This window comes from Streptomyces sp. NPDC111656, from assembly GCF_055656965.1.
Map to the genome: position 1 here is coordinate 252,940 of NZ_JBVKCA010000001.1, position 23,426 is coordinate 276,365.

Annotated in this window: 19 protein-coding genes and 1 pseudogene; 10 read left to right on the forward strand and 10 right to left on the reverse strand. The window is 70.0% G+C overall.

Features of this window, described 5'->3' with window-relative positions:
• Window positions 1-261: 261 nt before the first annotated feature.
• Window positions 262-2,043: an ABC transporter ATP-binding protein gene (locus ACZ7M3_RS01260; protein WP_472059882.1), complete on the reverse strand. Its 1,782-nt coding sequence runs from the start codon at window positions 2,041-2,043 to the stop codon at window positions 262-264.
• Window positions 2,040-3,893 carry an ABC transporter transmembrane domain-containing protein gene (locus ACZ7M3_RS01265; protein WP_472059883.1) on the reverse strand — a complete coding sequence of 618 codons (1,854 nt, stop codon included), beginning with the start codon at window positions 3,891-3,893 and terminating at the stop codon, window positions 2,040-2,042. Before ACZ7M3_RS01265 ends, ACZ7M3_RS01260 begins: the two co-directional genes overlap by 4 nt.
• A 338-nt stretch (window positions 3,894-4,231) precedes the next feature.
• On the opposite strand from ACZ7M3_RS01265, the gene ACZ7M3_RS01270 reads away from it, so the two are divergent.
• From ACZ7M3_RS01270 to ACZ7M3_RS01280, 3 genes and pseudogenes are all read left to right on the forward strand, one after another.
• Complete coding sequence (locus tag ACZ7M3_RS01270) at window positions 4,232-4,978, forward strand: hypothetical protein (protein ID WP_472059884.1); 747 nt, start codon at window positions 4,232-4,234, stop codon at window positions 4,976-4,978.
• 87 nt (window positions 4,979-5,065) lie between these two features.
• Window positions 5,066-6,823 carry a peptide-N4-asparagine amidase gene (locus tag ACZ7M3_RS01275; RefSeq protein ID WP_472059885.1) on the forward strand — a complete coding sequence of 586 codons (1,758 nt, stop codon included), beginning with the start codon at window positions 5,066-5,068 and terminating at the stop codon, window positions 6,821-6,823.
• Between the two features lie 151 nt (window positions 6,824-6,974).
• Window positions 6,975-8,179: pseudogene (locus ACZ7M3_RS01280) on the forward strand (cation:dicarboxylate symporter family transporter).
• 130 nt (window positions 8,180-8,309) lie between these two features.
• On the opposite strand, the gene ACZ7M3_RS01285 reads toward ACZ7M3_RS01280, so the two are convergent.
• Window positions 8,310-8,765 carry a MarR family winged helix-turn-helix transcriptional regulator gene (locus ACZ7M3_RS01285; RefSeq protein WP_095856082.1) on the reverse strand — a complete coding sequence of 152 codons (456 nt, stop codon included), beginning with the start codon at window positions 8,763-8,765 and terminating at the stop codon, window positions 8,310-8,312.
• A gap of 115 nt (window positions 8,766-8,880) precedes the next feature.
• Between ACZ7M3_RS01285 and ACZ7M3_RS01290 the strand changes: the two genes are divergently transcribed.
• Together ACZ7M3_RS01290 and mltG are read left to right on the forward strand one after the other, a co-directional pair.
• The gene (locus tag ACZ7M3_RS01290) at window positions 8,881-10,680 is read left to right on the forward strand and encodes an ABC transporter ATP-binding protein (protein WP_388519290.1); all 1,800 of its coding nucleotides are present in this window, start codon (window positions 8,881-8,883) and stop codon (window positions 10,678-10,680) included.
• 43 nt (window positions 10,681-10,723) lie between these two features.
• A complete protein-coding gene (mltG, locus tag ACZ7M3_RS01295; protein WP_472059886.1) occupies window positions 10,724-11,626 on the forward strand; it encodes an endolytic transglycosylase MltG in 903 nt (300 codons plus the stop codon).
• Window positions 11,627-11,681: 55 nt separating this feature from the next.
• Here mltG and ACZ7M3_RS01300 read toward each other — a convergent pair whose 3' ends face one another.
• The 5 genes from ACZ7M3_RS01300 to ACZ7M3_RS01320 all read right to left on the reverse strand — a co-directional run bounded on the left by ACZ7M3_RS01300 (window position 11,682) and on the right by ACZ7M3_RS01320 (window position 15,916).
• Complete coding sequence (locus tag ACZ7M3_RS01300; protein ID WP_472059887.1) at window positions 11,682-12,779, reverse strand: NAD(P)-binding domain-containing protein; 1,098 nt, start codon at window positions 12,777-12,779, stop codon at window positions 11,682-11,684.
• Between the two features lie 101 nt (window positions 12,780-12,880).
• Window positions 12,881-13,909: an ABC transporter substrate-binding protein gene (locus tag ACZ7M3_RS01305; RefSeq protein WP_472059888.1), complete on the reverse strand. Its 1,029-nt coding sequence runs from the start codon at window positions 13,907-13,909 to the stop codon at window positions 12,881-12,883.
• Between the two features lie 112 nt (window positions 13,910-14,021).
• Complete coding sequence (locus ACZ7M3_RS01310; RefSeq protein ID WP_472059889.1) at window positions 14,022-14,813, reverse strand: ABC transporter ATP-binding protein; 792 nt, start codon at window positions 14,811-14,813, stop codon at window positions 14,022-14,024.
• Window positions 14,786-15,673, reverse strand: coding sequence for an ABC transporter permease (locus tag ACZ7M3_RS01315; RefSeq protein ID WP_472059890.1), 888 nt, complete (start codon window positions 15,671-15,673; stop codon window positions 14,786-14,788). The genes ACZ7M3_RS01310 and ACZ7M3_RS01315 overlap by 28 nt, the downstream gene beginning before the upstream one ends.
• Window positions 15,674-15,805: 132 nt before the next feature.
• Window positions 15,806-15,916, reverse strand: a complete 111-nt coding sequence (locus ACZ7M3_RS01320) for a putative leader peptide (RefSeq protein ID WP_355620305.1) — start codon at window positions 15,914-15,916, stop codon at window positions 15,806-15,808.
• Between the two features lie 116 nt (window positions 15,917-16,032).
• On the opposite strand from ACZ7M3_RS01320, the gene ACZ7M3_RS01325 reads away from it, so the two are divergent.
• From ACZ7M3_RS01325 to ACZ7M3_RS01340, 4 genes are all read left to right on the forward strand, one after another.
• A complete protein-coding gene (locus ACZ7M3_RS01325) occupies window positions 16,033-16,458 on the forward strand; it encodes a YjbQ family protein (RefSeq protein WP_472059891.1) in 426 nt (141 codons plus the stop codon).
• A gap of 222 nt (window positions 16,459-16,680) precedes the next feature.
• On the forward strand, window positions 16,681-17,658 hold the full coding sequence (locus ACZ7M3_RS01330) for a Rossmann-fold NAD(P)-binding domain-containing protein (RefSeq protein WP_472059892.1): 978 nt from the start codon (window positions 16,681-16,683) through the stop codon (window positions 17,656-17,658).
• A 296-nt stretch (window positions 17,659-17,954) separates the two neighbouring features.
• Window positions 17,955-19,445 carry a DEAD/DEAH box helicase gene (locus tag ACZ7M3_RS01335; protein ID WP_472059893.1) on the forward strand — a complete coding sequence of 497 codons (1,491 nt, stop codon included), beginning with the start codon at window positions 17,955-17,957 and terminating at the stop codon, window positions 19,443-19,445.
• A 493-nt stretch (window positions 19,446-19,938) separates the two neighbouring features.
• Window positions 19,939-20,568, forward strand: coding sequence for a hypothetical protein (locus tag ACZ7M3_RS01340; protein WP_472059894.1), 630 nt, complete (start codon window positions 19,939-19,941; stop codon window positions 20,566-20,568).
• Window positions 20,569-20,690: 122 nt separating this feature from the next.
• Here the strand turns inward: ACZ7M3_RS01340 and ACZ7M3_RS01345 are convergent, their stop codons facing one another.
• Window positions 20,691-21,137 (reverse strand): hypothetical protein, encoded by a 447-nt coding sequence (locus ACZ7M3_RS01345; RefSeq protein WP_472059895.1) that lies wholly within the window; start codon window positions 21,135-21,137, stop codon window positions 20,691-20,693.
• Between the two features lie 519 nt (window positions 21,138-21,656).
• On the opposite strand from ACZ7M3_RS01345, the gene ACZ7M3_RS01350 reads away from it, so the two are divergent.
• Window positions 21,657-22,418, forward strand: a complete 762-nt coding sequence (locus ACZ7M3_RS01350; protein ID WP_351306636.1) for a hypothetical protein — start codon at window positions 21,657-21,659, stop codon at window positions 22,416-22,418.
• A 49-nt stretch (window positions 22,419-22,467) separates the two neighbouring features.
• Here ACZ7M3_RS01350 and ACZ7M3_RS01355 read toward each other — a convergent pair whose 3' ends face one another.
• A complete protein-coding gene (locus ACZ7M3_RS01355) occupies window positions 22,468-23,232 on the reverse strand; it encodes a dienelactone hydrolase family protein (protein WP_472059896.1) in 765 nt (254 codons plus the stop codon).
• Between the last annotated feature and the right edge of the window lie 194 nt (window positions 23,233-23,426).

Below are 23,426 nucleotides of genomic sequence, written 5' to 3' on the forward strand. Positions count from 1 at the left end.
CTCCAGGTGATGCGGGCGAGCCCGATCCCACCGCGCTCGACGGCGGGCGCGCGGGCCACTCGACACAGGCTTCGCCCTTCGCGAACCGGGTGGTTCCCGGGCGTTCCCCGAGCCGGTGCCGATATCCAGCCTTCCACTCCGGTTCGGCACTGCGCAACGCCACACGGTCCGACGCGGTACGGGCCCGCCCGCGGAGGCAGGTCCCGGGCGCCGGTGCGACCGCTGCCGCACATGAGCGCGGACCGCACCGGCAGGGCACCCTCACCCGTGCCAGGACCTCCACAGCGCCGCGTAGGCGCCGTCCGCCGCGACCAGCTCGTCGTGACTGCCCAGCTCACTGATCCGGCCGTTCTCCACGACGGCGATGACGTCCGCGTCGTGGGCGGTGTGCAACCGGTGGGCGATGGCGACGACGGTGCGTCCGTCGAGGACGCGGGCCAGCGAGCGTTCCAGGTGACGGGCCGCGCGCGGGTCGAGCAGCGAGGTCGCTTCGTCCAGGACCAGGGTGTGCGGATCGGCGAGGACCAGCCGGGCCAGGGCGATCTGCTGGGCCTGGGCCGGGGTGAGCGCGAGCCCGCCCGAGCCGACCTCGGTGTCCAGACCGTCGTCCAGCGCCCGCGCCCAGCCCTCCGCGTCGACCGCCCCGAGCGCCGCCCACAGCTCGGCGTCGACCGCTCCCGTCCTGGCGAGCAGCAGGTTGTCGCGCAGGGAGCCCACGAAGACGTGGTGCTCCTGGTTGACCAGGGCCACGTGGGAGCGGACCGCCTCGGCGGGCATCCGGGACAGTTCGGCACCGCCGAGCGTGACACGGCCGTCCCGGGGCGCGTAGATCCCGGCGAGCAGCCTGCCAAGGGTGGACTTGCCCGCGCCGGACGGTCCGACCAGCGCGAGCCGGGTGCCTGGGGCGACCTCCAGGGAGACCTCGCGCAGCACGTCCACCCCGGCCCGGTAGCCGAAGCGCACCTCGTCCGCGCGCACGTCCCGCCCGTCGGGGACCATCTCCGGGTCGCTCGCGTCGGGCTCGATGTCCCGGACACCGACCAGCCGGCCCAGCGACACCTGGGCGACCTGCAGCTCGTCGTACCAGCGCAGGATCAGGCCTACCGGATCGACGAGCATCTGTGCGATGAGCGCGCCCGTCGTCAGCTGCCCCACACCGATCCAGCCCTGAAGGACGAAGACCCCGCCGATCATCAGGACCGAGCAGAGGATCACCACGTGCGTGACCCCGATGACCGGGAAGAGCACCGTGCGCAGCCAGAGCGTGTAGCGCTCCCAGGCCGTCCACTCCTTGATCCGGCGCTCCGACAGCTCGATGCGGCGCTCGCCCAGGCGGTGCGCCTCGACGGTGTGGCCCGCGTCCACGGTCTCGGCGAGGGCGGCGGCGACGGCGGCGTAGCCGGCGGCCTCGGAGCGGTAGGCGGACGGTGCGCGCTTGAAGTACCAGCGGCAGCCGATCAGCAGGATGGGCACGGCGACCAGTACGGCGGGGGCGAGCGGTGGGGCGGTCACGGCGAGCCCGCCGAGCAGCAGGGCCACCCACACCACGCCGATGGCGAGCTGCGGTACGGCTTCGCGCATCGCGTTGGCGAGCCGGTCGATGTCCGTGGTGATGCGGGACAGCAGGTCGCCCGTGCCGGCCCGCTCGAGGACGCCGGGCGGCAGCCCGACCGACCGTACGAGGAAGTCCTCGCGCAGATCGGCCAGCATCCGCTCGCCGAGCACGGCCCCGCGCAGCCGCACCTCGCGTACGAACACGGCCTGCACGACGAGTGCGACGGCGAACAGCGCGGCGGTGCGCTCCAGATGGAGCTCCCGCGCGTGGTCCGAGACCCGCTCGACGATCGAGCCCAACAGGTAGGGGCCGGCCATCGAGGCCACCACGGCCACCGTGTTGGCGGCGATGAGCAGCAGGAAGGCTCGACGGTGCCGCCGGAAGAGTTCGATCACGTAGGCGCGTACGGTCGCGGGGGCACCGACGGGCAGGGTGTGCGCCGTCGTCGGGGCCGCCGGGTCGTAGGCCGGTGGGGCCAGGCCGATCATGCGGTCTCCTCGATTTCTTCCAGTTCCTTCAGTACGCCGCCCAGGTCGGCCTCGTCTTCTTCCCGCACGTGGCTCCGCGCTGCCCCGTCCTCTGCCCTCGCACCGCTCCGCGCGGCCTCGTCATCGGTCTCCCGGGTCACCACGGCCCGGTACCGCGGCTCACCGCGCACCAGCTCGCGGTGGACGCCGACCGCCACGACCTCGCCCTCGTGCACCAGAACGACCCGGTCCGCGTGGTCCAGGAGCAGCGGCGAGGAGGTGAGGACGACCGTCGTGCGTCCGGCGCGCAGGGCGCGCACGCCGTCGGCGATCCGGGCCTCGGTGTGCGAGTCGACCGCGGAGGTCGGCTCGTCGAGGACCAGGACTTCGGGGTCCGTGATCAGCGACCGGGCCAGGGCCAGGCGCTGGCGCTGGCCGCCGGAGAGGGACCGTCCGCGTTCGGTGATGCGGGCGTCCATCGGGTCCCCGGCCTCCAACGAACCCTGGGTGAGCGCGTCCAGGACGTCGCCGCACTGCGCGGCGGTCAGTGCGGCCTCGGCGCTGACAAGACCCGAGGAAGGCACGTCGAGCAGCTCGCGCAGCGAGCCGGACAGCAGCACCGGGTCCTTGTCCTGGACGAGGACGGCCGTACGGGCGGAGTCGAGCGGCAAGTCGTCGAGGGGTACGCCTCCAAGGAGCACGGAGGTTCCCCCCTCCGTGGGGTGGCCACCCAGCCGCGCGGCGAGCACACCCGCCGCGTCAGGGTCGCCGCACACCACGGCGGTGAGCCGCCCGGCGGGCGCGAGCAGCCCGGTCGCGGGGTCGTACAGATCACCGGCCGGCACCTCGGCCGAGCGCGATCCGCCGCTGTCCATGGCCCGTTCCAGGGACAGTACCCGGGCGGCGCGCTTGGCGGACGGGCGGGAGAAGGAGTAGGCCATCGCGATCTCCTCGAAGTGTCGCAATGGGTACGTGAGCAGCATGACCGCGCTGTACACGGTGACGAGTTCGCCGACCGTGATCCGGCCGTCGCGGGCGAGGTGAACGCCGCGCCAGATGACGGCGATCATCAGCAGGCCGGGCAACAGCACCTGGATGGCCGAGATCAGCGACCACATCCGGGCGCTGCGCACGGCCGCGCGGCGGACCTCCTGGGAGGCGCGGCGGTAGCGGTCGAGGAACAGTTCCTCGCCGCCGATGCCGCGCAGCACGCGCAGGCCCGCGACGGTGTCCGAGGCCAGCTCGGTGGCGCGGCCGGCCTTCTCGCGCTGGAAGTCCGCGCGCCGGGTGGCACGGGGCAGCAACGGCAGTACGGCGAGCGCCAGGACGGGCACACCCAGCGCGACGAGTACGCCGAGCGCGGGCTGGTAGACGACCAGGCCGACACAGACCAGCACGACGGTCAGGGCGGCCGCCGCGAACCGCGACAGGGCCTCCACGAACCAGCCGATCTTCTCGACGTCGCCGGTCGAGACCGCGACGACCTCGCCGGCCGCGACACGTCGGGTCAGGGCGGAGCCCAACTGGGCGGTCTTGTGGGCCAGCAACTGCTGGACGCGCGCGGCGGCGGTGATCCAGTTGGTGACCGCGGCGCGGTGCAGCATGGTGTCGCCCAGCGCGATGCAGGCGCCGCACAGCACCAGCAGCCCACCGGTCAGGGCGAGTCGGGTGCCGGAGCGGTCGACGACTGCCTGGACGGCGAGGCCGACGCAGAACGGCAGCCCGGAGACGGCCACGAAGTGCAGCAGTCCCCAGGCAAGGGCCTTGAACTGCCCGCCGAGCTGATTCCGGCCGAGCCACCACAGGAATCGGGGACCCGAGCGTGCTTCCGGCACACCCGGGTCGGGATAGGGAAGGTCTTGAATCTGCATGACGTCCCAGTGGCTCGTGTAAGGGGTGGGGTCAGGGGGTGGGGCCGGGGCGATGCCGTGGAGTTCCGGCGACCGACCGACCGTGGGGGGTCGGCAGCAAACCGTGAAAGGTTCGCGTCACGGTGCGACCGGAGGCAAACGGTTTTTCATCCCAGGACATGGATTCAGGACAGAGAATCGGGACACGCGTTCGGGAGACAGGAGTTGGCGCAGGGGTTCCGAGACAAGGCTGGGACCGCTTCCGACCCATCGAGAGTGTGCCCGGAAAGGCAACACCTGACCGAGAAGTCGGGGGGGTAGGGGTTATTCGTCCGATACGTGATGCAACGATGGGTCGCATGCGAAAAGACGGTGCGAGGCGTACGGGGTTCACCGCTGTGGCGTGCGGTGTCCTCGCTGTGTTCCTGTCGGCCTGTGGTGGTTCGGAAGGGGGGAGCGGTGCGGTGAAGGGCGACGGTGGAGCCGGTGCCAAGGGCGAACATGCCCCCGCGCGCACCGTCGATCTGACCCGGATACCGGAGGTCGGCAACCGCCTGCAGGCCCGGATCCCGTCCAACGCCCACCAGGTGGTGGCGGTCTACGGCGAGGGCAGGGACTCCGCCGACTCCACGGTCGTGCTGTACGCGAAGTCCGGTTCCACCTGGGAGGTGCGGCGTTCCTGGCACGCGCACAACGGGACGAAGGGCTGGACCACGGACCATCACGAGGGCGACAAGCGCAGCCCCGTCGGGGTGTTCTCGCTCACCGATGCGGGCGGAGTGCTGGACGACCCGGGCGCCCTGCTCCCGTACGACCACTCGGTGGCTTATCAGGCTCCCCGCGACTGGGCCAGGTCGCACTGGCACGACTTCGACTACGTCGTCGCCATCAACTACAACCGCCGCGTGGGCACCCCGCCGGACGACCCGGACCGCCCCCTGGGTCAGTCGAAGGGCGGCAGCATCTGGCTGCACATGGACCATGGCAGCGGTACGTCCGCGTGTGTCAGCGTGCCCAAGCCGGCCATGGAGTATCTCCTGCGGACGCTCGACCCGCATCAGCACCCCGTCATCGTGATGGGGGACAAGGCCGATCTGAAGATGTAGCGGCCGTGGCCGACCGGGCTGCCCCGCGTGACGCGGTCACCGAGTGCCCATTGCGGGGCGGGCCGACTCCCCCGTAGAACACCGCACATGAGAAGACGGATCGTCATGTCCATGCTCGCCGGAGTGGCCCTCTCGGCGAGTACCTTCCTGGGAGCGGGCCCGGCCTCGGCCGTACCGCCGGCGGACGCCGCGCGGCCCGCCGCGACCCCCGCCCGGTCGGCGGATCGCGTCGCCGCCACGCCCCGCGACGCGCCCTCCGAGACGCCCGCCGGGACTGCCTCCGATACGTCCGCAGATGTGCCCGCCCATGCGCTCGCCGGGCCTGCCGCTGATACACCCGCCGAGTTCGGCACCGACTGGCACGACCCCCTGACCGCCGCCCCGCCGGTGGCGAAACCGGCCACCAAGTCCTGTGCGGTGACGGTCGCCGAGGCGCAGTTCCGTGACTTCACGCCGTATCGGGGCACGTACACACCCCCGAGCGGCTGCGGCGACCGCTGGAGCAAGGTCGTCCTGCGACTCGACGGCAAGGTCAAGGGGCGTCAGTTCGACCGGCTCGGCTATCTGCACATCGGCGGCGTGGAGATCTTCCGTACCTCCACCCCGGAGCCTTCGCCCGACGGTATCGAGTGGTCCGTCGAGAAGGATGTGACCAGGTACAGCGACACGTTCCGGCGCGGCGGCGACGTCGAGATGCTCATCGGGAACGTCGTCGACGACACGTACACCGGAGTCCTCGACGTGAAGGTGACCCTGACCTTCTACGCGCAGGGCGGCGCCGTGAAGTCCGCCGGGATCCCCGACCGTGTCCTCACCCTGCAGGACGGCACCCTCACCACCCCGCGCAACAGCGAGCGCATCGTCGCCGAGGTGTACGCGACCGGCTCCGGCGGCGGCTGCGAGGAGTACTGGTACCTGACGGTGCCCGACCCCGCCCCGTACTCCTGCAAGGCGGACAAGGGCCCCTATCGCGAGGTGCAGATCAAGGTGGACGGCCAACTCGCGGGCATCGCCGAGCCGTTCCCGACCGTGTGGACCGGCGGCTGGTCCAACCCCTTCCTCTGGTACGTGATCCCGGGCCCGCGCGCCTTCGACATCAAGCCGATCGAATACGACCTCACGCCCTACGCCGGTCTCCTCAACGACGGTCGTCCGCACCGGATCGACGTCTCCGTCGTGGGCGTTCCCGCGGGCCAGACCGGCTGGAGCACCCCGGTCGACGTCCTCGTCTGGCAGGACGCGAAGCGCGCGCACGTGAGCGGCGCGCTCACCGAGGTCAGGGCGGGCGGCCTCACCAACTCCTCGACGTATACGCCCGGTTCGGAAGAGCGGCTCGACACCGAGGGCGGACACCGGCTGACGACCGCCGGATATGTCGACACCTCGCACGGCCGGGTGTGGACCACCGTGCGCCGCACGCTCGCCAACACCTCCGCGCACCACTGGACCGACGGCGAGAACACGGACGCGCTCAAGGCCACCTGGACCGACGACGAGACGGTCACCGTCGACGGGCGCGGACCGGCCGGGGTGAGGCGCACCCACCGCACGTACACCATGGACGGCGCCACGACGCTCGCCGCGGACGACCGGTTGCGGACCGTCCTGACACTCGGCGACCGGGCCGCGGTCGACGAGACGCGCGGCGGACGGCGCACCACGTGGTCCCGGCTCGACGACACGTACACGGGAGACGCGACGTATACCGCGAACGTGCCCCGCGACCAGCGGCACGCGGTCGGTACGACGAGCGAGCGCTACCGGCTGTACGGCTCGGACGGCTGCTACGACCGCGTTCTGGTCACCGCGCAGGGAGTTCTGGCACGGGACCGCGGCGACTGCTGAGCCTGTTGGGGCCCCAGGTGGGGAAGGCACGTCTGTTCCAGGATTTACATGGACGTGGCACAGAGGTATCCGGCGGCACGGGCAACTCCTCAATAGTGATCGCTGCGGAAGGAAGTTTCCGCATACCAGAAGTCCCCTCGGAGGAGTGCCCGTGCCGCCGTCTGTACCGTCCCCGCGACGCGTCGCACGCATACCGCGTACCTCACTGTTCGCGCAGGTCGCCTGCGCGCTCGTACTCGGAATCGTCGTCGGAAGGTCGTGGCCGGACACGGCCACGACACCGGCGGCGGCTCGCTCCCGTCGACCGGCGAGTTCATCCTGAACGCGCTGCCGCAGAGCGCGGTCGGGGCCTTCGCCGAGAACTCCCTGCTCCAAGTCCTCGTCCTCGCCTGCCTGGTGGGCGCGGCACTGCTCCACCTCGGCAACTCCAAGGTGCCCAAGGTGCTGCCCGCCATCGAGCAGGTCCAGGACGTCGTCTTCGCGATCGTCGGCTTCATCATGAAGCTGGCCCCGCTCGCGGTGTTCGGCGCGATGGTCCACCTGGTGGGGGAGTACGGGCTCGGCGTCATCAAGACGTACGGCAAGCTGATCTTCCTGTGCTACGCGGTCGCGCTGCTGTTCCTCGCGCTGCTCGCCGTCGCTCTGAAGGCGGTCACGGGACTCAGGCTCTGGAAGTTCGTCCGTTACACCCGCGAGGAGATGCTGCTCGGGCTCGGTACCGCCTCCAGTGAGACCGTCATGCCGCGCATGATGCAGAAGCTGCGCCAGGCGGGCTGCCGCGACGACGCCGTGGGCCTGGTCCTGCCCACCGGCTACTCCTTCAACCTCGACGGCGCCTCGATCTACCTGTCGATCGGTACGTTGTTCATCGCGCAGGCGGTGGGTGTGGATCTGAGCCTGGGTCAGCAGATCACGGTCGTCCTGGTTCTCATGCTGACCAGCAAGGGCATGGCGGGTGTGCCGGGTTCCGCCTTCCTCACTCTGTCGGCGACGGCCTCCTCGCTCGGTGTCATCCCCGCCGGAGCCGTCGCCCTCCTCCTCGGCGTGGACCGCATCATGGACTCGATGCGCGTCGCGACCAACCTCCTCGGCAACTGCGTCGCCGTCTTCGCGGTCTCCCGCTGGGAGGGTGTGCTCGACACGGAGCGGGCGAAGAAGATGCTCGACGGCGAGATCGCGTTCGTGGAGGAGGACGACAAGCCGCTGACGCGGCAGTCGCCGACGGAAGAACCGGGGCCCGAGTCGACCGAGGCGCAAGGCCCCGCCCGTCCGACCGAGGCGCAAGGCCCCGCCCACTCGGTCAAGCCGGAAGTCCCCGCACGGTCGGCCAAGGAACCTGCCGCCGAGGTCGGGTGACCGACCCGGGACGGGTCACCGCCCCGGCGCCCCCGGAACGGGCCGCGCGCTCCCACTCCAGCCGTACGGAGTGGGAGCGCGCGGCTCCTCGCGTTGCCCACCGCGTGACGAGGCCGCCCGCGGCAACCCCTCAGCAGCGGTGCTCAAGCCTCGGCATGCCGTCCACCAGTGTGTCCAGCAGCCCACCGAGCACCTCGCGCTGCTCGTCCGACAACGGCGCCAGGATCTCCTCCGCGGCCGACCGGCGCGCGCCGCGCAGCTCGCGCAGTGCCTCGCGCCCCTCGTCCGTGACCTCGATCCGGATCACCCTCCGATTGGTGGGATCGGGGACCCGGCGCACCTTCCCGCTCGCCTCCAGGCCGTCGACCAGCGTGGTCACGGCCCGGGGCACCACCTCCAGGCGCTCCGCGAGATCCGCCATGCGCGGCGGTGAGCTGTAGTGCGCGAGCGTGCGCAGCAGCCGGGACTGGGCCGGGGTGATGCCCAGCTCGCGCTGCTCCAGGTGCCGCTTCTGGATGCGGTGCACACGTCGGGTCAGCCGCAGCAACTGCTCGGCGAGCAGGCCGTCGGCATCGGGGGTGGTCATGCGGGAACAATATCAGGATGCGGTTCATTGTGAGTATAGGTAACAATGAGCTAAGCTCCGGCAGTCATCGTTTCCCTGCCCTGTGTCATCGTCGTCTCACCTCCCGTAGGAGCCCATGCGTCCCGACCAATCCACCTGGACCCCGTCACCCGCCGAGGGCGAACAGCCACGGCAGGTGCGCCGCATCCTGAAGCTGTTCCGGCCCTACCGCGGCCGCCTCGCGATCGTCGGCCTGCTGGTGGGCGCCTCGTCCCTCGTCACCGTCGCGACCCCCTTCCTGCTGAAGGAGACCCTGGACGTCGCGATCCCCCAGGGCCGCACCGGTCTGCTCAGCCTGCTCGCGCTCGGCATGATCCTCAGCGCGGTCGTCACCAGCATCTTCGGTGTCCTGCAGACCCTGATCTCCACGACCGTCGGCCAGCGCGTCATGCACGACCTGCGCACCGCCGTCTACGGCCGGCTGCAGCGCATGTCGCTCGCCTTCTTCACCCGGACCCGCACCGGCGAGGTCCAGTCCCGCATCGCCAACGACATCGGCGGCATGCAGGCGACCGTGACCTCCACCGCCACCTCGCTGGTCTCCAACCTCACCAGTGTGGTCGCCACGATCGTCGCGATGGTCGCCCTGGACTGGCGGCTCACCGTCGTCTCGCTGCTCCTGCTGCCGGTCTTCGTGTGGATCAGCCGACGGGTCGGCAACGAACGCAAGAAGATAGCGACCCAGCGCCAGAAGCAGATGGCCGCGATGGCCGCCACCGTGACCGAGTCGCTCTCCGTCAGCGGCATCCTGCTCGGCCGCACCATGGGCCGCGGCGATTCGCTCACCAAGGCGTTCGAGGCCGAGTCCGACAGCCTGGTGGACCTCGAGGTGAAGTCGAACATGGCGGGCCGCTGGCGCATGTCCGTCATCGGCATCGTCATGGCCGCCATGCCGGCCGTCATCTACTGGGCCGCGGGCATGGCCCTCCAGTTCGGCGGCCCGTCCGTGTCGATCGGCACGCTCGTCGCCTTCGTCTCGCTCCAGCAGGGTCTGTTCCGGCCGACGGTCGGCCTGCTGTCCACCGGCGTCCAGATCCAGACCTCGCTCGCGCTCTTCCAGCGCATCTTCGAGTACCTCGACCTGCCCATCGACATCACCGAGCCGGAGCACCCGGTCCACCTCGACCAGGTCAAGGGCGAGATCCGCTTCGAGGACGTCGAGTTCCGCTACGACGACAAGAGCGGCCCGATCCTCGAGGGCATCGACATCACCGTCCCCGCGGGCGGCAGTCTCGCCGTGGTCGGCCCGACCGGCTCCGGCAAGTCCACGCTCAGCTATCTCGTGCCACGGCTGTACGACGTCACGGGTGGCCGCGTCACGCTGGACGGCGTCGACGTGCGGGACCTCGACTTCGACACGCTCGCCCGCGGGATCGGCGTCGTCTCCCAGGAGACGTACCTCTTCCACGCCTCGGTCGCGGAGAACCTGCGCTTCGCCAGGCCCGACGCCACCGACGAGGAACTGCAGGCGGCGGCCAGGGCGGCCCAGATCCACGACCACATCGCGTCACTGCCCGACGGGTACGACACGGTCGTGGGTGAACGCGGCCACCGGTTCTCCGGGGGCGAGAAGCAGCGCCTCGCCATCGCCCGCACGATCCTGCGGGACCCGCCGGTCCTCATCCTCGACGAGGCGACCAGCGCCCTGGACACCCGCACGGAGTACGCCGTGCAGGAGGCCATCGACGCCCTGTCGGCCAACCGGACCACGCTCACCATCGCGCACCGGCTCTCCACCATCCGTGGCGCCGACCAGATCGTCGTCCTGGACTCCGGCCGTGCGGTCGAACGCGGCACGCACGAGGAGTTGTTGGAGCGGGAGGGGCGCTATGCGGCGCTGGTCCACCGGGACGCTGAACTGGAGCCGACAAGATGACGATATGCCGGGTTTGTAGGCTTTAGCGGGTTACCGTGCCCGCATGCAGATGAACACTCCGCCACGGAGCACGATTCGACTGACGCGCCGGGGCCGGGTCGCCCTCATCGCGACCGGAGCCGTCGTGGCGGCCGCCGCCGTGACGGTGCCGCTGCTCACCCTGACCACGGAGGACGAGGAAACGCGGCCCACGTCCCTCGTCATCCCGGAGGGCTGGCGCACCGGCCAGGTCTACGAGGCTGTCGACAATGCCCTCGCGTTGCCCCTGGGATCCACCAAGAAGTCCCTGGCCAAGGCCAACCTCAAGTTGCCCGCCTACGCGGAGGGCAACCCCGAGGGCTACCTCTACCCGGCGACGTACCCCCTGGACAAGACGGCGACCCCCGAGTCCCTGCTGGCGCTCATGGTCAACACCGCGAACAAGAAGTTCAGCGGCAGCCCCGTCACCGCGGGCGCCCAGCGCAACGCGATGAACCTCTATCAGGCGATCACCATCGCGAGCATCATCCAGGCCGAGGTCTCCTCCAAGGCCGACATGGGCAAGGTGGCCCGGGTCATCTTCAACCGCCTGGAGCAGGGCATGCCGCTGCAGATGGACGCGACCCTCAACTACGCGCTGAACCGCTTCTCGCCGACCACGACCACGAACGACACGAAGCTCGAGAGCCCCTACAACTCGTACCAGCGCATGGGGCTGCCGCCCACACCGATCTCCAACCCCGGCCAAGCCGCGATGCGTGCCGCGATCAACCCCACCCCGGGCAACTGGCTGTACTTCGTCACGGTCAAGCCGGGCGACACCCGGTTCACGGCCAGCTACGAGGAGCAGCAGAGGAACGTCGCCGAATTCAACCGGCTCCGGAGGAGTGCCTCACCCTCGACCTCACCCTCGCACTCGATTTCGACCCCGGTTCCGGGCTCGCCGTCCGCCTCGGCCCTGAGCTGAAGCCCGTTGCCCGTTGCGACACCGCCCACGAGGTCTCCTTGGCGGATGCGGGGCATCAGGCGCCGACGGTCACTCCCGCCAGCAACCGCCTGATGTCCCGTACCGCCGCACGACCGGCCCGGTTGGCGCCGATCGTGCTGGCGGAAGGCCCGTACCCGACCAGATGGATCCGGGGATCGGCGAGCGCGCGCGACCCCTCGACGCGGATGCCGCCGCCCGGCTCACGCAGCCGCAGCGGCGTCAGATGATCGAGGGCGGCACGAAAGCCGGTCGCCCACAGGATGACGTCCGCGTCGACGTGACGCCCGTCCGCCCACTCGACACCGTCCGGGGCGATCCTGTCGAACATCGGCTGCCGGTCCAGCACGCCGTCGGCCAGCGCCTGCCGGATCGCGTCGTTCAGCGGCAGTCCCGTCACCGACACGACACTCTTCGGCGGCAGCCCCTGCCGAACGCGTTCTTCCACGAGCGTGACGGCCGCGCGCCCCACGTCCTCGGTGAAGGGTCCCTCACGGAAGACGGGCGGCCGCCGTGTCACCCAGGTGGTCGCGGCCGCGTACGGGGCTATCTCCATCAGATGCTGGGTGCCGGACGCGCCGCCGCCCACGACGACCACCCGCTGCCCGGCGAACTCCTCGGGCCCCGGGTACTGCGCCGTGTGCAACTGCCGCCCCCGGAAGGTCTCCTGGCCCGGATAGCGCGGCCAGAACGGCCGGTCCCAGGTGCCCGTGGCATTGATCAGCGCGCGCGTCGACCACGTACCGTCGGAGGACTCGACCAGCAGCCGCCCGCCGGCACCCTCCCGCACGGCCCGCACGTCCACCGGCCGCCTCACCCGCAGGTCGAAGGTGTGCTCGTAGGAGTCGAAGTACTCCGCGATCACCTCGGAGGACGGCCGCGCCGGGTCGGCGCCCTCCAGCTCCATACCGGGCAGGGAGTGCATCCCGTGCACCTTGCCGTACGTCAGCGACGGCCAGCGGAACTGCCAGGCGCCGCCCGGACGCGGTGCGTGATCCAGCACCACGAAGTCCCGCTCCGGCTCGAAACCGCTCCGCCGCAGGTGATAGGCGCTGGACAGTCCTGCCTGCCCAGCGCCTATGACGACGACGTCGACCTCACGGACCTCACGCGCCTGCGCCCCGATGTTGTTCACGCTTCCACCAACTCGACCGGGGCGCGGGATCTTCCCGAACGGCGACGCCTGTGAGCCACCCGACGCGCGACCTGTCGGCCGGGAGCCGGGAGGGGCGGTCCTCAGGAGTCCTTGTAGACGCGGGGCGTGGCGGTGGAGGGGGGCAGGCCGCCGTTGAAACGCGTGTCCACGAAGGCGGCGAAGTCGACCTTGCCCGGGATCAGGTTCAGCCCGGTGAAGGTGTCCGCGATCTGCTGCTCCGACGCGATGAGCGGCTTGTCGACGGCGACCGCGATCCGGCTGGCGTTGGTGCGCTTCACCGAGGCCAGCGCCACCTCGTACGGCAGGCCGGTGTCCTTCGCCCACACCTTGGCCCAAGCGTCCGGATGCCGGTACACCCAGTCCTGGGCGCGGCGCAGCCGCTCCAGATAGTCCTTGACGGCCGCGGCCTTCTTGGTGTCCTTCAGTGCGCTCGGCGCCGCCACCTGGAAGCTGAGCCCGTTGACGACGCGGTCCCCGTCGGCCAGGATCCGGCCCTGTTCGGCATCGAGGACCTGTGAGGTGTACGGGTCCCACACCGCCCACGCGTCCACCTTGCCGCCGGTGAACGCGGCGAGCGCGTCGGCGGGCTGCAGATACTTGACCTTCACATCGCTCAGCTTGAGACCGGCCTCCTTGAGCGAGGCGATCAGCTGGAAGTGCGCGGACGAACCCTGCGCCACGGCGATGGACCTGCCCTTGAGCTCCTCGGGCTTCCGCAGCGACGAGTTCTTCGGTACGAGGATGGCCTCGCCCTTGGACGTGCCGTGCCAGGCGGCCACCACCGAGACCTTCGAGCCCGCGCCGGCCGCGAAGACGGGCGGGGTGTTGCCGACGCCGCCGATGTCGACGGCCTTGGCGTTGACGGCCTCCAGGAGGGGCGGCCCTGAGGTGAACGTCGACCACTTGATCTTGTAGTCGAGGTTCTTGAGTTCTCCGGCGGCCCGCAGCACCGCCTCGGAACCGCCCTTCTGGTCACCGACGTTGAGCGTGAGGGAACCCTTGCCGTCGGTTCCGGCACCGGCGGTGTCGGCGGCCGAGTTCCCGCCGCAGGCGGCCAGGAGCAGGGTCAGAGGGATGAGCAGAGCGGCGGGGACGAGGTGTCGGCGCATGACGATTCCGTTCGATTGGTTCAGGTGAGGTGGGGTGGGGTGAGACGAGACGAGGTGACGGTGAAGTGAGGGTGAGGCGATGGCGGCGGGCGACTGGCGGGGGAGGACGAGCTCAGGCGACGGTGTCCACGCCCAGGCGCTCCAGGAGACCGGCACGCAGTGCGGCGAACCGGGGGTCGGCGATGTCGCGCGGGCGGTCCAGGTCGACCTGGGTCTCGTACGCGATGACACCGCCGTCCATGACGAGGACCCGGTCGGCGAGCAGCACGGCCTCCTCGACGTCGTGCGTGACCAGCAGCACGGCACAGCCGCGGCGCCGCCACAGTTCGCCGACCAGCCGCTGTGCCTTGATGCGAGTGAGGGCGTCCAGCGCACCGAACGGCTCGTCGAGCAGCAGCAGATCGGGTTCGCGGACCAACGCACGGGCCAGCGAGGCGCGTTGGGCCTCACCGCCGGAGAGCGTCTTGGGCCAGGCGTTCGCGCGGTGGGTGAGTCCGACCTCGGTCAACGCCTGCTCGGCGACGGCGCGTTCGGGCCCCCCGGGCAGCCCCAGCAGGACGTTGCGCCACACCCTCTTCCATGGCATCAGCCGGGGCGCCTGGAACGCGACGGCCTTGCGCCGCGGGACCAGCACGGTGCCCTCGATGTCACGGTCGAGCCCGGCCAGGATGCGCAGCAGCGTGGACTTGCCGCAGCCGCTGCGGCCGAGCAGGGCCACGAACTCGCCCGGACGCACGTCTAGTTGGAGGTCGTCGATGACGGCGCGCCCGTCGAAGGAGCGGGTGAGCCCCTGCACGTGTACGGCGGAGGCCTGGGTGATCGGGTGCTGCTCACCGGTCGCGGTCTTCTGCTGGGTGGTGGCGCCCTTCTGGAGGATCACCGGCCCGTGAACGTCGGTCGCCATTGCAGCAACAGCCTTTCGAGGGAGCGGACGACGAAGTCGGCGAGCAGGCCGAGGAAGGCGTAGACGATCAGGCAGACCACGATCACATCGGTCCGCAGGAAGTCACGGGCCTGCACCATGAGGAAACCGATCCCGGCGTCCGCGTTGATCTGCTCGGCGAAGACGAGCGCGAGCCAGGCGATACCGAGGGAGTAGCGAAGCCCGGTCATCGCCCCGGGCAGCGCGCCCGGCAGCACGACATGCCGCACGAGCCCCCACCGCGAGAGTCCGAGGGACTCCCCGGCCTCGATGAGCTGGGAGTCGACGCCGCGGATACCGGCGTACACGTTCAGGTAGAGGGGGAAGGACACCCCCAGCGTGATGATCGCGATCTTGGGGGCCTCGCCGATCCCGAACCAGATGATGAACAGCGGGATCAGTCCCACGAAGGGCACCGTCCGCAGCATCTGGACGCTCGCGTCCACGAGGTCCTCGCCGATCCGGAAGAGCCCGGAGACGAGGGCGAGTCCGGTGCCGACGAGGGTTCCGAGCAACAGCCCCACCGCGACGCGCTGCAAGGAGACGCCCATCGCGTTGGGCAGCGAACCGTCGGCGATCAGATTGCCGCCGACCCGTGCGATGGTGCCCGGCGAGGCGAGGATGTCGGAGGTCAACACCCCTGTGCTGCTGAGGAGTTGCCACAGCGCGAGCAGCAGGAGCGGGCCGGAGGTGCGGCGCAGCCAGCGGGGCACACGGGTGCGGCGGGTGGAGAGGGGGACGATCGGAACGAGCTCGGGTGGCGCCGACTGGGCCGCACCACTCTTGGATATGCCCGATATATCGGGCTCGGAGGGGCTGGGTGGGGCATGGCTGATGCTCATGAGTGCTCCACGGGGAGGAGAGCGGCCGGAGAGGAATACGCCATGGCTCCGCCGCGTCAGTGGCTCAGGCGGAGCCGCGACGTGCGGGTGGAGCGGAGCGAGGGCGTGGTGGAACGGGGGAGTGAAAGGGCGTCAGCGGCCGCGGCGACACGCGGCGGAGGCCACCCGCAGCAGGTCGATGTGACCGCGCGTGGTGAGCAAGGCTGAACGCAACATGCGGGTGAAAGTAGCCAGGTGGTCCATGCCCGGTCAATGGTGTCTCGCGGAATGGAACGCATGTACAGCGAAATGGGACGCGTGAACAGGGGTGCGGGCTGTCGGGCGTGTGCGGGAACCCGCGGGCGGGTGAGAATCGGGTCATGCCGGATGCCTTCACCACTCGAGTCCTGAACGTCACCACCGGTTCGGCGGAGACGGTCGTCGACCTCACCCGCGACTGCGAGGCCTTCCTCCGAGAGGCGGCGGCGGGCCGCGACGGCCTCCTGAATGTCTTCGTCCCCCACGCCACCGCCGGTGTCGCGATCATCGAAACCGGCGCCGGAAGCGACGATGACCTCCTCGCCGCGCTGCACTCCCTACTGCCCGCGGACGACCGCTGGCGGCACCGCCACGGCAGCTCCGGGCACGGCCGTGACCACGTGCTCCCCGCCGTCGTCCCGCCCCACGCGACGCTGCCCGTGCTGGGCGGGAGGCTGGAACTGGGGACGTGGCAGTCGGTGTGCCTGGTGGACACGAACAGGGACAATCCTGTGCGAAAGGTGCGTTTGAGTTTTCTTGGGGGCTGAGTCTTCCGGGGGGTTCATGATCCGGCGGCGGCCGCGCGCGTGGGGGCCGGTGGTACGGGGGTCCTACCGAGCGCACCTCGCATGCCGTCATCCGTTTCGGCGTCGCTCTCGGGGGACGGCAAGGCCGGAGCCCATGTGGTCCGGCACCTCGCTTCACACGCCCGCGATGAACCAAGAGTCACATGACAAGGAAGCGCATGAGCCTGATGAGCCTGGGAGTGCTTGCTCGAAGAAGGCTACGGCCGGCGGTTCGGCGTCGACGACACTCTGCGACCGCTCGTGGGAGGCCTGCGCTCCCGGGAGCGGCTCCTCGCCGAGTGCGATGTGCTGCTGCTGCCCAAACCGATGCACCACGACATCGCCGAGCTGCGCGAGGGCCAAGTGCTGTGGGGATGGCCGCACTGTGACGAGAAGATGACCCAGATCGGCATCGACCAGAAGCCGACCCTCGCCGCCTGGCAGGCCATGAACCACTGGACGTCCACGGGTGCCTTCAGCGTCCATGTGTTCCATAAGAACAACGAACTGGCGGGCTACTGCTCGGTGCTGCACGCCCTGCAACTCGGCGGGCTGACAGGTAGTCATGGCCGCCGCATGCGTGCCGTGGTCATCAGCTTCGGCGCCACGGCGCGCGGAGCGGTCACCGGCCTCGGCGCCATGGGAGTCTCCGACGTCACGGTGCTCACCCAACGCGCCGCGGCGGCCGTGGCCTCGCCGATGCCGTCGGTCGTGATGGGTCACTTCGAGGAGCAGGAGGACGATCCGTCGCGGCTTCGGGCGCTCACCGCGGCCGGTCCCGTGCCGCTCGCGGAGTACCTGGCCGGGTTCGACATCATCGTCAACCGCATCCGGCAGGACACCGACGCGCCGCTGATGTTCGTCACCGACGAGGAACTCGCCCTGTTCCGGCCGGGCACCTTCTTCATCGACGTCGCCCGTGACGCGGGCATGGGCTTCGAATGCCCGTCGCATGTGTGGAACTCGGCCACATGGGAGATCAGCGAAGCGCTCCTTCCCTATCTCCGCAAGGTCATGAGCGGCCCCCTCGCCTGGGACGCCGACGCCACGGTCAGAAACGCCATCGAAATTCGCGACGGCGTGATCCAGAACCCGAAGATCCTCTCCTTCCAGCACTGGTCGGCCGTGTACCCACACCACCTCGGGGTCCCGGCGCCGCGCCCCGCCGCTCAGGTGGTCTGACGACGCCTGGGAGAGCCCGCGCAACAGGTCTGCGTGGGCTCGCCCGGCCGGCCTGCCGGTCGATAATGGTACTTTTCGTGTCCGGACGCGCGTGCCGTGCTAAAGTTGACTCCAGTTGTGGTTCCCGTAAGCTCCAAGTGCCTTTGATGACTTTATGTCGTCGGGCATTTTTGCATTTCGCAGAGCGTGGACCCCTGGGTATCGCCCGGAAGTCGGATTCGGTTCGTTCTTGCAATTCATTCGGTTCATCGCTGCCGAGAATTCCTCGATACGTGCCATATCGAGGAAGGTTCTCCATGAACCGCTCAGCTCGCACGAGCGACCGTTTTGCCAAGACCCGTCGGCAGGGCGCGCAGGGGCGCCCCGGCGCTCGTTCGGGCGGCGACGGGCGCCGTCCCGCCGCACCGCAGGGCGAGTTCGCGCTGCCGGAGACCATCACCCCGGCCCTCCCCCCGGTCGCGGCCTTCGGTGAGCTGGACCTCCCCGTCGAGTTGCTGAACAAGCTCACCAGCCTCGGCGTGAACGAGCCGTTCCCGATCCAGGCGGCCACGCTGCCGAACTCCCTCGCGGGACGCGACGTCCTGGGCCGCGGGCGCACCGGATCGGGCAAGACGCTCGCCTTCGGCCTCGCGCTCCTCGTGCGCACGGCAGGACAGCGGGCCGAGGCCCGCAAGCCGCGCGCCCTGATCCTCGTTCCCACCCGCGAGCTGGCCCAGCAGGTCTCCGATGCGCTCACCCCGTACGCCCAGTTGCTGAAGGTGCGGCTGGCCACCGTGGTCGGTGGTATGTCGATCGGGCGGCAGGCCGCCGCGCTGCGGGCCGGGGTCGAGGTCGTCGTCGCGACCCCGGGCCGCCTCACCGATCTCGTCGAGCGCAACGACTGCCGCCTCGACCGGGTGAGCATCACCGTCCTGGACGAGGCCGACCAGATGGCCGACATGGGTTTCATGCCCCAGGTCACCGAGCTGCTGGATCAGGTGCGCCCAGACGGTCAGCGCCTCTTGTTCTCCGCCACGCTGGACCGCAACATCGACCTCCTGGTCCGTCGATATCTCCATGACCCGGTGGTCCACTCGGTCGATCCCTCGGCGGGCGCGGTGACCACGATGGAGCATCACGTACTGCAGGTGCATGGTGCCGACAAGTACGCCACCGCCACCGAGATCGCCGCCCGCGACGGGCGCGTGCTCATGTTCCTGGACACCAAGCACGCCGTCGACCAGTTCACCAGGCACCTGCTGGGCAGTGGTGTGAAGGCCGCGGCACTGCACAGCGGCAAGTCGCAGCCCCAGCGCACGCGCACGCTGGCCCAGTTCAAGACCGGTCACATCTCGGTCCTGGTGGCGACCAACGTCGCCGCCCGCGGTATCCATGTCGACGATCTCGACCTCGTCGTCAACGTCGACCCGCCCAGCGACCACAAGGACTATCTGCACCGAGGCGGCCGTACCGCCCGCGCCGGTGAGTCCGGCAGCGTCGTCACGCTCGTTCTGCCCGGCGAGCGCCGCGACATGATCCGTCTCATGTCCGACGCGGGCATTCGGCCACACGTCACCCAGGTCCGTTCCGGCGAGGCGGAGTTGAGCCGTATCACCGGCGCGCAGGCTCCCTCCGGTGTTCCCATCGGCGGCAGCCGGCCGGTCGCGGAGCGACCCGAGCGCGGCGGTGCCCCCTTCCGGGGCCTGGGCACCCGCCCAGGACGCGCCGGTGGCGAGTCCCGCCGGGCCGCCGAGGCACGCCAGACGGCCGAGGCCCGCAAGGCCGCTCGGGTTCGTCGTGGCGCGTAGTCCGCGCGCCTGAAACCTGGCCGCTTCTCCTGACCCGCAGATCGGGAGGTCGTGGTGGGTGGAGCCGTGGCAACGGAACCTGTCCGTGACGAACTGTGGGCCTTCCTCTCCGAGGTTCACACGTAAGAGGGACACACGAGTGACACGGTGACCCGTCTGGAACCCTCCAACACATCTCCGACCGGATGGGCAGCGGACGGAACGGCCGAGGTGCCTGCTCGCGGCGGACCGGATCCTGCGGCAGGGCTGACCACCGGCCACCGCACCTGGGGCCAAGGCTCATGAGTTCGGCGGCCACCGCCGACGAGAGCAGCCAACTTCCCGCGGTCGAAGGCCACATGGCGGCTCGGCCGCACTAGCACATGAGTCGGCCCGGGAAGCACATGTGTCGCACATACCCGCATCACAGGAGCATCCAGTTCCACACGTGCGTACTATCTCTACACTGCTGCAGGCCGTGGCAGTTGTGTCCTGCGAGTGATTGGCCCATGTCATGACTGAAGTCAGCTCCAACTCCCCCTCCACAGAACTCACGTCGCAGTACATCGCCCAGGTGACGGGTGACCTTGAGCGCAATGCCAAGGAGCAGGAGCGTGTCGCTGCGGAGATCGAGGCCCTGCAGGAGCAGTTGAGTGCCCTGCAGCACGATCACACCGTGCTGGTGAACATGCAGGACGCGCTCGGCGGTCCCAGCCCGGCCCCCGGGGCGGAGGTCGCGGCTGCGCCCTCCGTGCCTCACCAGGCCTCTGCCGAACCCAAGCAGAGCAAGGGGAAGAAGGCGGCCGCCACGAGCGCCAAGAAGACGGCGTCCAAGAAGCCCGCCGCCAAGACCTCACCCGTGAAGGCGTCCACGGCAGCGGCCAAGCCGACTCTCGTCGAGCTGATCCGAGGGCACCTGGAGAAGCAGACCGAGCCGCGTTCCGCCGCCGAGATCACCACCGCGCTCACGCAGGCCCACCCCGACCGGAGCGTGAAGACCACGGTCGTGCGCACCACCCTCGAAGGACTCGTCGCCAAGAGCCACGCTCACCGCGCCAAGCAGGGTTCGTCGGTCTTCTACACCACGGCAGTCACCTCGGAGCCCGCGCCGGCCGAGCCGCAGCAGGAGACGGTGTCCGACTGAGTATCCCAGGAGGCCCTGGCACCTGTCACCTGTCACCTGTCAATTGGTACCTGGTAACTGGCACCGGCATCGGGCCGCAGGTCCGGTCCGCGAGCAGGGCGGTGCCGCGCCGTGCCGTGCCGTCAGGAGAATTCGTGCCGTACGACCCAGTAGTCGTCCTCTTCGGCCGAGGCGGCGCACAGGTGGTGGCCGTCCATCGAAACGGCGAGGAACTCGGGGGAGCCCGTCACCGCGGCGATGCGTGACGGCAGGTGCTCGCCGACCGGGTCCGTGACTGCCGCCCAGCCGATCTCACTTCCGCCCGACAGGGGCGGAAGGATGAGGAACTCGCCCTTGTCGCCGTACAGCGCACTCGCCGAAGCGCAGTGGTGCCACTTCTCGTCCAGCTCGTCGGCGGCACGGGGCGAGGAGGCGGGGATGACGGCGACGGGCTCGACCTCGAACCCGGTGACGGAGTAGATGGCCGTGTTCACCGGCGGAGCCTCCTGCGGCACGGCGGTCTCCAGCACACGCAGGCCACAGCGCTCCAGGACGTCCAGCCACTTGGGCCGCCCTTGGTCCTTCGTCATCTCCGCCCTTCCGCTGCTGCCGGTGACGCTCAGCTGCCTTCGGAGAAGAAGTGATGGTCACCACCCGGTTTCCGGATCGTAGTGACGGAAGTAGTTGTAGTGGAGGCCCGTTTCGGGGTCGTAGATGTAACGCCAGCGGGCGCCGTCCGGAGTGACCACCGACGTGAGGCGGCCCTGGGCGTCGAAGGTGTGCTCCAGAGTGAGCGTCTCGCCGATGCGGCGGGTCAGTTCGCGGCCGGCCGGCCTCGTCGTAGGCGAAGCCGAATCGGTCCCGCAGCCCCAACAAGACGGGGAACAGGCACTGACCGGGGGCTCCGTGATGCGGGCTTTGTCGCTCTATACGATGAGGCGTCCTGTGGGGGATTGGGGGAGAGACCATTGGGTTGGGCGGTCGACGAGCGTCGCGGTGACACCGGGGACGGCCATGCGAGCGGCGACGGGTTCGACGACGACCGGTCGCCGTCCGCCACGAGCGACGACGCGGGCGTGCGGCCGCGCGGCCCGCTGCGCCGGTTCGTGTTGTTCGTCGGGCGCACGCTGTACGGCGAGTGGCACGGCATCGTCGTGGATCCGGTACGGCAACTCGTGCGTCGTGGGCTGTCCGGACTCCTGCTGGCGTTCGTGGCCGTCTTCGGGGTCATCTTCTTCCACGCGCTCGCCCAACATCCCACCGGTGCGGTGATCGTGCGACTGACCGGTGGAGTGAAGGCCTGCCTGCCGCTGCCCCTGGCCCTGCTGCGTACTCCGGTGTCGCTGTACGTGCCCGCCCTCGACCTTCCCGTGTGGGCGGGCATCACCCAGCTGTTCTTCGCCTTCGCGCTCGCGGAACTCGCCCTCGGCCGGGCCCGGACATTGGTCATCGCCTACGCCACCACCCTGGCCGGCACCCTCACGGTCCGCGTGATGATCGCGCTCGGCCCGGGCTGGTGGGGGCTCGGCCTGCCGCCCGAGATCGGGCAGGTGCTCGACACCGGACCCTCTGCCGCGGTGGTGGGACTGTTCACCTATCTCTCGGTCGTCCGGCGCGCCCCCATCGTGTTCGCGCTCACCGGCGGCTCGATGGTGTGGGAGTCGATCGTCAAACCCAATCTGGCAGGCCGTGAGCATCTGATCGCCGTGGGCGCCGCGATCGTCCTGGCGGTGCTGCACGGGCGCTGCCGAAGACTGTGGGATTCCCTCGGCGCCCTGCTTTTCTCGGCTTGGTCACGCAGTGGCCTGGAGCGGCTGTTCCCGCCACAGGGTGAGGGGCGTACGCGGGGCTCGAGGACTCAACCGCGCTGAGGGCCCCCGACCGGGGACGGCCGTCCCCGTGATCGGAGGAGAGGCGTGTTCAGAGGGCGCGGTCGAAGAGGTCGAGCAGGGCTGCCCAGTGGCGTTCGGTGGCCTCGGCGTCGTACGCGGCGGTGTCGGTCATGGTGTAGCCGTGGTGCGCGCCGGTGTAGAGCTCGCTGCGGTGGCGGACACCCGCCTCGGTGAGCGCCTTGTCGAGGCGCTCGATCTGCTCGGGAGGCAGGGAGGCGTCCTGGTCGGCGTGGCCGAAGTACAGCTCCGCGGTGACCCGGCCGGCGAGCAGGTGCGGGCTGTCGGGCGCGTCGGTCGCCAGCCGGGCGCCGTGGAAGCCGGCCGCGGCCGCGACCCGCTCGGGGTAGGTACCGGCGGTGCGCAGGGCCAGACCGGCGCCCATGCAGTAGCCGGTGGTGCCGACCGGTCCGTCGGCGGCCTGCGGGCAGGCCGCCAGCCAGGACAGATAGGCCTCGGCGTCGCGCATGGCCAGTTCGGGGGTCAACTCCTGGATGATCGGCACGAGTTGCTCGAACAGCGCCGGACGGTGGGCAGCGTCGATGAAGTCCGGCAGCTCCACCACCGGGGCCGGGCCGTGGCGGTAGAGGAGGTTGGGAACCAGCACGGTGTAGCCGGCCCCGGCGAGCTGGTCGGCCATCTCCTTCAGCCGGGGGCGCAGTCCGATGGCGTCCATGTAGAACAGCACCGCGGGGTGGGCGGCGTTGTCGTCGGGGTGGGCCAGATAGGCGTCGGCCGAGCCGTTCGGGGTGGGGATGTTCACGGAGGTTCCGCGTACTTCACGTACATCGGTCATGGGCGTCCCTCTTCTTCTCTCGGGTGTCTCCAGGGCGTCTTCCGGGCGTTTCGGGGTGCCGCGCGGATCTCCGACGGCCACATGATCGCGACGGTCCCGTCGTGCAGTCTGGCACTCGTGGTGCGGTCTGTTCGGCAGGGGCCCCGCTGTCGCCCCGTGGGCCCGAGCCGCTGTCCTGCGCGGACGGATTCCTG